An 11,241-nucleotide genomic window follows, 5' to 3' on the forward strand; every position below is an offset into this window, starting at 1 on the left:
CCCTTCCCCATGGCCATCTCCAACCGCGACCGTGTCGGCAAGGCTCTCGATCAGCTGCGGGATGGACTGCTGCCCTACATCAGCCGTGAGCTCTACCAGGGCATCGGCAGCAACTGGCAGGAGGGACTGGCGCCCAACACCAGCCTGCAGGACGTTTCCGTGCTGCTCAAGCTGTTCATGGAGCACTGGCAGGGCGTCTTCAAGCGGTTGCTCAGCCAGGCAGACCGCTCCTATGTGAGCGAACTGCTTGACGCCCGCAACCGCTGGGCCCACCAGGAAGCCTTCTCCTCCGACGACACCGACCGCACCCTCGACACCGCCGCTCGCCTCTGTCGCAACATCGCCGCGCCCGAGCCCGCCGAGGCGATCCGTCTCCTGCGTGAGGAGCTGCAGCAGCAGGTGTTCAACGATCGAGCCCGCAACCGCACGCGCTATCAGGTGTCGATCGAGAACCAGGTGCAGGCCGGCCTGGTGCCCTGGCGCGATGTGATCACGCCCCACCCCGATGTGATCACCGGCAAGTACCAGCAGGCCGAGTTTGCCGCCGACCTCGACCAGGTGCGCCGAGGCATCGGCAGCAAGGAGTACACCGATCCCAGTGAGTTCTACCGCCGTACCTTCATCACCTCCGGCATGCGCGCCCTGCTGCGCATCGCCCTCGAACGCCTCAACGGCCAGGGCGGCGAACCGGTGATCGAGCTGCAGACCAACTTCGGTGGGGGCAAGACCCACTCGATGCTGGCCCTCTATCACCTCTGCTCCGGCCAGACCCTCGCCAGCCTGCCGGGCCTGGATGAAGTGTGCAGCGAGGTGGGCATCTCCTCAGTTCCTCGTGCCTCCCGTGCCGTGTTGGTGGGCACCGCCTTCAGTCCCTCCAAGGCCACCACCTATCCCGACGGCACGGTGGTGAACACCCTCTGGGGGGAACTCGCCTATCAGCTCGGTGGGCCCCAGGGCTATGCCCTGATCGCCAGCAGCGACCAGCAGCGGGTGGCCCCCGGCGCCCAGGATCTGGCCGCCCTATTCACTGCCCATGCCCCCTGCCTGATCCTGGTGGATGAGTGGGTGGCCTACGCCCGCAACCTGGTGAGCAACGCCACCCTGCCGGCGGGCACCTTTGATTCGCAGGTGTCCTTCGCGCAGGCGCTCACCGAGGCCGTCAAGCAGGTGCCCAATGCCCTGCTGCTGATCTCCGTGCCCCAGAGCGTCAACGAGATCGGCGGCAGTGATGGCGAGAAGGCTGTTGATTCACTCAAGAACGTGGTCACCCGCATCGCCTACCAATGGCGGCCCGCCACCGGCAACGAGGGCTTCGAGATCGTGCGGCGGCGCCTGTTTGAGCCGATCACCACCAAAGAGGCCGGCGCGGCCCGCGATGCAGTGGTGCGCAGCTTCACCGACCTGTATTCCCAGAATCCCTCCGAGTTCCCGGCCGAAACCCGCGAAGCCGGCTACCGCGATCTACTGATCAGCGCCTATCCGATCCACCCGGAGCTGTTCAAGCGCCTCTACGACGACTGGAGCACCCTTGATCGCTTCCAGCGCACCCGGGGCGTACTGCGTCTGCTGGCGCTCACGATCGAGGGCCTCTGGAACGGCAACAGCAAGGATCTGCTGATCATGCCCAGCTCTATCCCACTCGACGACAACGACGTCAAGAACGAGCTGGTGCGCTTCCTCGACAACCAATGGGAGCCGATCATTTCCCAGGACGTGGATGGCCCCCAGTCCACCCCCACCCGGCTGGATACGGAGAACCCCAACTTTGGCCGCGTCAGCGCCTGCAAGCGGGTGGCCCGCTCCCTTTACATCGGCACCGCACCGGATGCCGATGCCCTGCGCAAGGGGATCGGCGATCAGCGGGTGAAGTTGGCCTGCGTGATGCCAGGCGAGCCGATCGGCGTGTTCGGTGATGCTCTGCGGCGCCTTGGTGATCGGGGCCGCTTCATCCAGCAGGACGGTGACCGTTACTGGATCGATACCCGCCCCAACCTCAACCGCACCGCAGAAGAGCACCGCGAGAGCTATCTGCGTCAGCGCGAGGAGCTGCTAGCCGAACTCAACACCCGCCTGGCCCAGGAGGCCACGAAGCGGGGCGATTTCGCTGGCCTCCATGCCGCGCCGCTTGAGCACAGTGCTGTGCCCGATGAGGCCTCCACCCGGCTGGTACTGCTGGCAGGGCAGTTCACCCACCGCCGGGGCGTGGAGTTCGGCGCCGCGCTGCAATGGGCCTCTGCCTGCCTGCAGAGCAGGGGCAACAGCCCCCGCCAGTTCGCCAACACCCTGATCTTCCTGGCACCCGATGAAGCCAGTCTCGAAAACCTGTTCCATGCGCTGGCCGATCGCCGAGCCTGGCAGCACATCATCGACAACGAGCTGGAGCTGAACCTCACGGTGGCCCAGAAGAATCAGGCGATCGGCAAGATCGCGGAAGCCACCCAGGCTGTGGCCAGCCGCATCCCAGAAACCTGGTGCCACCTGCTGATCCCCTACCAGAGCCAGCCTGGCCCAGGCGGGGCTCTCTGGGACGAGAAGAAGCTGACCAGTGGCAAGGGCAGCCTGGCCGAGAGAGCCAGCGACCGCTGCGTGCAGGAAGACGTGCTCTTCCTGCAGCTCGGTGCCCGCCGCCTCCGCGACGACCTCAACCGCTTCCTCTGGACCGACAAGCCCCACGTGGCCGTCCGCGACCTCGTCGACTGGTGCCGCAAGTACCTCTACCTGCCGCGCGTGGCCACCAATCAGGTGATCCTCAATGCCCTGGTGAACCCCCAGGCGGCGCTCACCGGTGAAACCACCTTCCACCTGGCCGATGGCTTCGATGAAGCCACAGGGTGCTACAGCGGCCTGAGGCCCCAGCAGGCCTCCAGCTCCAGTCCGGCGTCATTGACGAGCCTGGTGGTGAAGGACGAGGTGGCGGCCGTCCAGATCGAGGCGGATCGGTTGGCGGAGGAGGAGCGGAAGCGGCAGGCATCGAAGACCGATGGGGATGGGTCTGGTGGAACGGGATCGGTGATCGAGAAACCTGGAGATCAGGTTGGGCCGCTGCCAGTTCCGCCGCCACCACAGGTACCGGGGCCGGTCGCAGCCAAGTTGCCCACCACCTACACCGCTTCCGTGAAGCTGAGCTCGGTCACGGCCGGGCCGCAGGTGGGCAAGTTTCTCGATGAGGTGATGTCGCACCTGCAGGCACTACCGGGGGTGGAGATCGAGATGACCCTGGAGGTTCATGTGCGGGCTCCTGGCGGGATCGATGAGGTGACGGCGCGGATCGTGCTGGAGAACTCGGCGGCACTTAAAGTCGACAAACCTGGTCTGTACTGATCATGAGCAACAGCCAACTCACAGTTCAGGATTTCAGCTTTAATCGTGACGTCATCCAGCTCCTGGTTTCGATCAAATACTGGGGCATTCGTGCAGAAGCCCAAAGCAGCACTTCATTCAGTCGGCTGCGGAAGCACTTCATGGGCGAGGAGGCAAAGGCCCGTGAGCAACATCAGTATGTCGAGAAGAAGCATGCCTGGGCTGATGAGTGGAAGGAGATCACGCTAAAACTCCTCGGCATCGATGCGATTACTCCGGAAAAGCACCTCGGCGAAAAGCTCAAAGAGCTGGGTCTTACAGAAGCCAGAAAAAACGCCCTGTGCGTTGAGCTTGCGACGTTCACTCCATACTTCGAATTTGCCGAAGACTCCAAGGAGTGGGAAAGCCTTTCATTTGATGATGACGATCGAAAGCGATATTTCGCTTTCTCTGGTCACATCATGGGGGAATCACCAGCGACCCTCCAACGGACCTGGCTGGAGTTCAACAACGCGATTGAAAAGATCGTGAAGGCCAACGCTGGGCCAAACCTCACTTGGGTCTGGACAGGTCTTGGGGCCGCTGTCTTGATCATCCTGGCTCCCTACATGGCTGGAGTCATCGGGGGTGTCATGGGCCTTAGTGGGGCTGCAGCGACATCGGCTGGCCTCGCCTTGCTTGGAGGTGGCTCTTTGGCTGCTGGGGGGCTTGGCATGACTGGTGGTTATATCGCCGTCATGGCAGGAGGTGCCATTTTTGGCTATGGATCAGGGTCTGCTCAATACCGACAGAAGTTGCGAGAGACCAGCAAGGAAGAACTCCTAATCAACTGCGGCAAACTCTATGCCGCCTCTACAGTGTTCAATATTTATGGTGATCAGCGACACGACATCTGCAAGGCCGCACTTGGCCTGCAAACCGATTTAGAGGCTGATGCTGATCTGTCCTTTCTGCAAGGCAAGGAAAGTGAAGGTAAGCAGCTGGAAGCGAAGACTGTTGTGATGCGGTCGTTCCGCCGCCTTATGCGTGGCGATCTCTGATAACCACTTGCGAACTCTTTAAGCTATGGCGAACAAACTTTGGGAGATCTTCGTTAAGCATCTTTGGCCATTGCTGTGGCCAATCATTCGTGATCTAATGACTCACTTTGCCCAGGATCTCTCGTCCTGGATCAAAAAAGCAGTTTCTGATAGATTCGAGAAAAGTTCTGCAGAGCAGCAACAACGAGCAAGCGAGCGAGCCACCTCGGCAGAGAATCGAGCACATGAAGCTACTAGCAGCGAGGAGCGAGTAAGGGCTCAAGCCGAGGCCAATGCCTGGAAGGAGATTGCTGAAGAACTGAAACAGGACAATGCTGTTCTCAAGCGACAACTTGATGAAGTAATCACACAATCGCAGGTCTATGCCCGTAAGCGGATTGATTCAGAAGCCGAGAAAGGGAAGGTAGAGGAGCGAATTCTGTCGATCAGGCCTCCATCTGAAAGTTGATGGACTGGCGAGCCCATTGGCTCCAAAAGAAGCTTCATGCTTTGGCAGCAAATTCCCTACTTGCATTAGCGAGACGCCTCCTTCTATGCCCTCCTCCGATCCGGCAAGGGCCGTCGCAGCTTTGATCAGGGCAGGGAGCGAGTCCATGGAGTTGCGGCCTTCAGGGGGAGGGGGGCCTCGCCCTGGCACTCCATCTTCTCCAGCGCCTCCGGACAGATCAAATCCGCCGCCTGCCTTGCCTCACTGAGCACCTGAAACAGCACTTTCGGTGACTCCTTGAGCAGCTCGATCCAGTGGCCGAGATAGGCGGCATGGCTCTCGATCTCGCTGCCGATTTCCAGCCGATCCCCCAGCAGCACCGCCCCCAGCTCAGCGACCAGCTCCTTGCTCCGCATCCAGGAAACCTGACGGCTCTGCGGGCCGGTCTTTCGGTCCCAGGGATTTGGTTCAGCGCTCGCCCATGGCCTAGAACTCAGGCAGTTTGTGGCGGTTGCCCAGGTAGTTGTGTCGCCCCGGCTCAGGGTGCATTTTCTTCTACATAGGGAGCACTAGCCTCTTCCTTTGGGAGGTGCGGCATAGAGGATTTTAAAAAAAATTTCTCTCTTGCTTCGCGTCCCAGGAACTTTTTGGGTTCTCTCCCTTTCCCAAACAAAACGCACCCTTTGATCAAGGTTGGCTGATGCCGTAATGGGTTGTGCCGACATGTTGTCGGGCGGTGTTTTTGTTGCCGAAAACGGGCGCTAACCAGTTGTCCAAATTCATCACAACCTTGACAAGAGAATTGCAACGTCTCAAGAAACCATTGCGATCCCCTCGTTAACAGTTAGGTGATAGGGCTCTTTTGGCCAACCTTCCGCGCCAACCGCGCCACCCGCTTCCGTTCTGCCTCAGCCCCCAGGCCCTCGGGGGACCTCCTCCAGCATCTACTGCACAGGGACCCTGTCCTAGGTGGCCGGATCTTCTTCCCGCACGGACATACCGTCAATTGTGGGATGAGGCCTGCCGCACGCTGCCTGAGGCGTTGGACACGATCCAGTGACTCGCAGGACATGGGAGGGCGCTCGGCGCACCAAGCGTAACCAGTGGCGGATTTTTGGGCTTGGGGTCCTGGCCGGGCGCGGCTCAGAGGCCGGCGACGTATTGGATCAGGAATGCTGCAGCAAGATCTGCAATGTCCATCGATGGGTCCCCCCTAAGAAGCCCCGCAACGATGTGGCGGGAGCCACGGACCTGGGCACGCAGTTCCTCATAGGACGGATTGACGCCGGAGTCAGCAGCCATTTCCTCCAGAATCATTTCGGTGTAGTGGTCGATGGTGTTGCTCATTGAACGTCAACCCATTTCATGCACGTCACAAGAAGGTTGTCGTAGTTCCCGGAGAAGCACTCGAGCTTGAACTTAGCTACTTCTTCCGGACTCACATTGTTCCGCTGAAGCGCTTTGGCAACGGCGCCAACAATCGCGAAGGCGTTGCCGTCAGTGCCGATGAGCACAACCCCGATGCTGTAGCGCGGCGTTGATTCGGATGGGGTTTGAAAGGTGCGTGGGGTGTGGGTCATAGACGTTCTGGTCATGGGGTGATGGATTGGCCTGCCAGAGCCGCAAAGGTCATCGACCTGCGGAAATCCCCTCGGCATAAGCATCCAGGAGCGCCTTCTCGATGGCCCATACGGATTGGTTGGAGAAATCGAGGCTGTCCCGGTTGCGAGTGGCCAGGGTTTCGAGCCCGAGAGTCGTCAGGGCGATGGCTCTGACGCTGTGCTCTCGGCTGATGTAGCCGGGTTGCGGCTCGGTGTTAGGGGATGCCCGTTGCCCTGCCTCAAGGGCATCCTCAAGGGCCTGCTTCAGCCCCCATGCGGCTTGCTCGGAAAAATCGAGGGCATCGGAGTTCCGGCGCCCAAGCGTTTCAAGGCCCAGGATGCCAGCGGCGATTTCATTGAGGATCCCTTCGGGGCTTGCGGCATCACTCATGGCTCATGTTGCGGTGGTGGATTTTGGGAGTGGCTTCGGGGCACGGCTGCACGGGCGTACTCACCCCTGTGCGCGAACTGGTCGGCGAGGTCGTGGAGTTTGGCGTTGGCATCGTTGAGCCAACCGACCTGTTCCCAGAGGGTTTCGTCAGGATCGGCGCCAAAGTGGTTGTTGCTCGCTTCGGCAAGCTCGGCTAGATGGGTGTCAAATTCGGCCTTCTGGGCGACAAAGGCTTCAACGGAGCGGGCTTGATTCGACATAGATGTTCTTGGAGGTAGTGATCTTTTGGTCTATGGCGATTTGGTGGTTGGGGATTAGATGGCGATTGACTCCCGGCGGGCGGACAGCAGAGAGCGCCAACAGGCCTGGGGGCCGCACAAGATTTGTTCTCAGGGCACCGGAGCACCTAGAAGGCGCGGATCGAGCGAAAATCCCAGTCGCTCAGTGCCCACCAGGCGGGCTTTGGCCGGGAGGCCAGCATCCGTCCGGCTCTTGGCCTCTGGTCCCTTGGTCGGTCCGGACAAGGGCTAAGGGACGGGGACCGGCTTCGAGGGCGGAATCTCTGGATCCATTGCAGTGGAAGGGGTTTAGGGTGATCTGAACGTTGATCCTAGCGTAACGTATGCCGGACAGTGTGGGTCGGTCATATGGGCTACCCGACCCAGTTAGAGGCGCCGAAGGGGGGGGCAGCCCCCTTAACGTCGTAGCTCTCCGACAAATGAGGTATGCAATCTATGAAGAGCCCACATTGTCGCGATGTCCGACCTGCGTGAACCTGACCCCTGGCGACTAAGCAAGGATCGAGTAGACGTCTAACGCTCTAGATCAGAAGCGGGCCGGAAACTCGAATGTAGATCAAGCCTCTGCTCCCGTCTTCTGTATCTTGATGTTAGGCAGCATTTGCGCTAAAAGTTTGCCTGTGCAATTACCTGCACTCCGCTAACAATTCGCTCCGCCTTTGCCTTCGTTATATTCTTTAATCCATGAACGACTTCATTGCGAATCATCAGCCAGTCTTGAACCTCTCTAATAGGCGTATCTCGCAAGAGTCCTTGACTTTCGGCATGATGCAGTAGATCCCGCAGTGTGACAGCCCTAGGTGACGATACGGCAGGCATGTCAACGCGCCTTCTCAGAACGCTTTCTAAGAGCGAAATTGCCGAGATAACTGCGGCGCGATTCTCCCCTGCCGCAAGTAGTCGTGAGGGTTCTGCAAGTAGCGTTGGGCGCAGGTCCTCCGCAGCAGCTCTGAGCCATTCGTGAACTGATTCAAGGAAGGCGTCGGGTTCTTCCAGGTTTACATCGGGTCTTTGAATGTAGAGGTAGCTTGCAAGGTCACTTGGGAGTCGCGTGCCTTGCTGCCCAATTAGCAAGATCCTTCCAGCTGGCAGTCTTCGGATACCGAATCGAAACTCGGCGAGTGTGAACTCCGAAGATGCGTCGACAATCATTAGCAGAGACCTGCCAATTAGAGCGTCAACCTTCGGCAGTATCGTGTCACCGGGTGTTACTACGTCGTCAGCGGTTACCGGGACGAATCCATGTTGCCTCACAAGCGGAAAAACTCGCTCACGATAAAACGAGTGCAATGATAGTGGAACCGCGACAAAGCAAAGGCGCGTCAGTGCGTCTACAGGCAAAGACAGTTCGCGGAGCGACTGTTCCTCTTTGACTTGGCTCGACGGGATGACAGCAGCTTGCCAATAGTCGCGAAGTTCTTTAAAAGCATCGGCCAAGACGTCACCGTACTTGGACTTGCCCAACGGCAGGTTGATGATCTTGACGCCTCGGCGGTCGAACCGAGAGACATCTGTTGGTTTGGCGCCAACGGCGAGTGCGTATGCCATGCGACGCGACCTTCCGAGACGTTCCCCGACGATTTGCCAAACTTGACGGAAATCTGGATCGTCAAGACTGTACCCGACAAGCACTGCCGTTCTTGTGATTAGTAGATTGGCCAAATATGTCGCGAGCATCGGATACTTGTCCAGAAATCGATCGTAATCAGTTTCTGTCGCAATCAATCTCGCTGGATGACGGAGGTCGCCGTGCAGCTTCAGTAAAGATACTCCCGAATCCCGGACGTTTATCGAAAGTTGCTCTTCGTCGACTAGCGGTGTGCAATTCCGTGGGATACTCTCGTATTGCCGCTCAAGCAGAAAGTCGAAGTTCGTCGTGCAGACGAGGTCGAACGGCACTGAGCAGAAGGCTTGGTGAGCGTTGCCAGGCCTCGATTCCGTTATGAGGAGCGCTTCGGACAAGCGCTCAATTAGTTTAGGCCTTCCGAACTCGTGCTCGAAGGCAGATATTGCGTCGAGCGCACCTGTTGACGAGTAATCACCGAGTTCTCCCGCCAAATCACTCCCCAGGTCAGCCCAAAGTGGCATCTGCTTGCCGTCAGGCAGTATTGCATTTTTGGAGAAACCGGCGCCAATGATCGGCAGCCAGCGCCCGGCAACGAGGTCGTCGAGGAGAGGCTTGGGGAAGTGTTGGAGGTATTTTGTTGCCATGTGCCGTCAAAGGACCTTGCTATGCTGCCTAACGCTCTAGATCAGAAGCGGGCATGGGTGAATGTGCAATGGGAAAAACCCACTGCTCCCGTCTTCTGGATCTGATTGTTGGGCCCTTGGGCTTGTCGTGGACTCGTGATGGTGCAGCAGCAAGCACGCTATTGAACCTTATTGATAATGGGCGGCGTCCAGGTGGCGTTCAGGATGGAGGGGGTCTTGTCCTTAGGCCAGTACATGCGCAGCATCGGGATGAACTCACCTGAAGGAGCAGGTAGCCAGTTTGACTCCTTGTCCTTGCCCGGCGAATCCTTCTGGAAGTAAAGCGTGATCGAGCCGTCGGGGTTCGCCTTCAGATTGTCGCGCGGGCTGACGGTGAACTTGTTCAGCGGGTTTGGAACGAACCACCAGCCCTGGTCGATCATGTACATCGTGATCGACCAAAAGCCGTTGACAGGTGGTGTCTGTCCCTTTGAAAAGGTCAGTGTGTACTTGTTGGCACCAGTGAGCTTGGTCCCTGTGCTGTCAACAAGCGTGTATGGATAGACTGCGTCGTCCTGCAGGTTTGCCGGCCAGCCAAAGGCTGCGACGACCGCACGCTTCATATAATTGGTTCCGTACTGGCCCAATCCTTTGGTGATCTGCCAGCCGTCGACCATCGCGCCAAGACTCTTCTGGTTGGCATTGATCCTGTCGAGCGCAGTCTGGGGCAGATCCTTTAATGCAGATTGCGCGGCAGGGTCGAGCTTGCTCAACGAGAAGGGCTTGCACGGTTTTAAACCGATTCTGGCGAAGCGCGCCAGCGCCAGCGCATCTGCCGCATAGGCGGGCGAATCCGTGCACATGCGCTTGCTCAGCCAGTTGAAGTAGCCCTCGGTACCCATCGCCAGGATCACGGCCTGCGGCTTGTCGGTCATCGAAATGCCAGGATTCGCATCAACCGGAGGTGCGACGGGCGTGTACGACTTACCCCAGGCCGACAAGGGAGTGATTTTGTACTGCGCCTGCAACGCGTTGGTGGCCTTGTAGTCGGCCTCGGTGCCGTTGGCATAGGTGCGGCCAAGGATCACCACATAGCGCGACGCCGCTGGGATGTGCTTCATCCCGTTGGGCACCTTGCCTTTCCAGGCCGGGCCTGTGATCAGGTAGTTGGCGGCCTTGCTGTCGCCGGTGCGGGTGCCCGGGCTCGCGAAGATCGTCATCCACAGGTCGACCATCGGGAACAGGTGGAAGCGATCGCCCATGTCCGGATGGCTGAAGACCTGCGGCTCCTTCAGGTCGAGCCAGGCGATCGAGTAGAGCGTGTCGGCATTCGGCGCCGACACGCCGCGGTAGTCTGCCGGCGGATACCGCTTGACGTTGAGAAATTGATTCAGCGGCGCCTTGAGCTCGGTGGGCTTGGCGACGTTGGACATCTGGATCCGCGTCACGTCAGTGGTGACGAGGGAATAGCCGTAGACATAAGCATCGGTCGCGATGGCGACAGCCTCCTGCGGCGACACTGATGCAGTGGCCGCTATGGGGGCAGTTGCCATTGCCAGCATCGCAGCTGCCAATGACAGGGTTGGCTTGCGCATGTGTTTGCCCTGTGGTGTTAGTTGACGTAGGCTATTTGCATGAAACTAGCCTGAGTCCATACAAGGAATCCAATACTTCAAAGATTGTCACGCTATCGGGGGTGACCCGGCTATGCATCGGGAACCAACGTGTTCATTTGAGCCAATAATCCTTCTCAAGGAATGGCTGCTTCTGATTGTCTTGTCGCCCAACGCTCCAGATCAGAAGCGGGCAAGAGAGCAAAGGATGCACAGGCAATCTACGCTCCCGTCTTCTGTATCTGGATGTTAGTCCGCGCCATCATGCCTGCACATTGCGGATCAACCCTGAATGCCATGCAACAAAACCCGCGACGTTGATGGCCACTGTGACCCAGAAGATAGCCACGAAGTTTGACTTGGAACACTTGTGGCGCAGT

The 11,241-nt window shown here is 59.0% G+C and carries 10 protein-coding genes; 3 read left to right on the top strand and 7 right to left on the bottom strand.

All coding sequences use genetic code 11. From position 1 onward, the window contains the following. Nucleotides 1–9 precede the first annotated feature (9 nt). Genes KBY88_RS14795 through KBY88_RS14805 form a run of 3 tightly spaced genes read left to right on the top strand, consistent with a single transcriptional unit; the run spans nucleotide 10 to nucleotide 4,788 of the window. Nucleotides 10–3,321, top strand: coding sequence for a DUF499 family protein (locus KBY88_RS14795; protein WP_254940710.1), 3,312 nt, complete (start codon nucleotides 10–12; stop codon nucleotides 3,319–3,321). Nucleotides 3,322–3,323: 2 nt separating this feature from the next. Beyond that, entirely contained in the window at nucleotides 3,324–4,340 is a 1,017-nt protein-coding gene (locus tag KBY88_RS14800; protein ID WP_254940711.1) for a hypothetical protein, read from the top strand. Nucleotides 4,341–4,365: 25 nt separating this feature from the next. Next, nucleotides 4,366–4,788 carry a hypothetical protein gene (locus KBY88_RS14805; protein ID WP_254940712.1) on the top strand — a complete coding sequence of 141 codons (423 nt, stop codon included), beginning with the start codon at nucleotides 4,366–4,368 and terminating at the stop codon, nucleotides 4,786–4,788. Nucleotides 4,789–4,913: 125 nt separating this feature from the next. Here the strand turns inward: KBY88_RS14805 and KBY88_RS14810 are convergent, their stop codons facing one another. The 7 genes from KBY88_RS14810 to KBY88_RS14840 form a co-directional block, all read right to left on the bottom strand. Continuing rightward, nucleotides 4,914–5,309 carry a zincin-like metallopeptidase domain-containing protein gene (locus tag KBY88_RS14810; protein ID WP_396103277.1) on the bottom strand — a complete coding sequence of 132 codons (396 nt, stop codon included), beginning with the start codon at nucleotides 5,307–5,309 and terminating at the stop codon, nucleotides 4,914–4,916. A gap of 601 nt (nucleotides 5,310–5,910) precedes the next feature. Next, entirely contained in the window at nucleotides 5,911–6,114 is a 204-nt protein-coding gene (locus KBY88_RS14815; protein WP_254940714.1) for a hypothetical protein, read from the bottom strand. Continuing rightward, nucleotides 6,111–6,347, bottom strand: a complete 237-nt coding sequence (locus KBY88_RS14820; RefSeq protein ID WP_254940715.1) for a hypothetical protein — start codon at nucleotides 6,345–6,347, stop codon at nucleotides 6,111–6,113. Before KBY88_RS14820 ends, KBY88_RS14815 begins: the two co-directional genes overlap by 4 nt. A 49-nt stretch (nucleotides 6,348–6,396) precedes the next feature. After that, nucleotides 6,397–6,759 carry a DUF6900 domain-containing protein gene (locus KBY88_RS14825; protein ID WP_254940716.1) on the bottom strand — a complete coding sequence of 121 codons (363 nt, stop codon included), beginning with the start codon at nucleotides 6,757–6,759 and terminating at the stop codon, nucleotides 6,397–6,399. Continuing rightward, on the bottom strand, nucleotides 6,756–7,019 hold the full coding sequence (locus KBY88_RS14830) for a hypothetical protein (RefSeq protein ID WP_254940717.1): 264 nt from the start codon (nucleotides 7,017–7,019) through the stop codon (nucleotides 6,756–6,758). Before KBY88_RS14830 ends, KBY88_RS14825 begins: the two co-directional genes overlap by 4 nt. A gap of 645 nt (nucleotides 7,020–7,664) precedes the next feature. After that, a complete protein-coding gene (locus tag KBY88_RS14835; protein ID WP_254940718.1) occupies nucleotides 7,665–9,269 on the bottom strand; it encodes an SIR2 family protein in 1,605 nt (534 codons plus the stop codon). 158 nt (nucleotides 9,270–9,427) lie between these two features. Continuing rightward, nucleotides 9,428–10,843 (bottom strand): DUF1254 domain-containing protein, encoded by a 1,416-nt coding sequence (locus KBY88_RS14840; RefSeq protein WP_254940719.1) that lies wholly within the window; start codon nucleotides 10,841–10,843, stop codon nucleotides 9,428–9,430. Nucleotides 10,844–11,241 lie beyond the last annotated feature (398 nt).

This window comes from Cyanobium sp. Morenito 9A2 (assembly GCF_024345575.1).
In the GTDB taxonomy this organism is placed as follows: Bacteria; Cyanobacteriota; Cyanobacteriia; order PCC-6307; family Cyanobiaceae; genus ATX-6F1.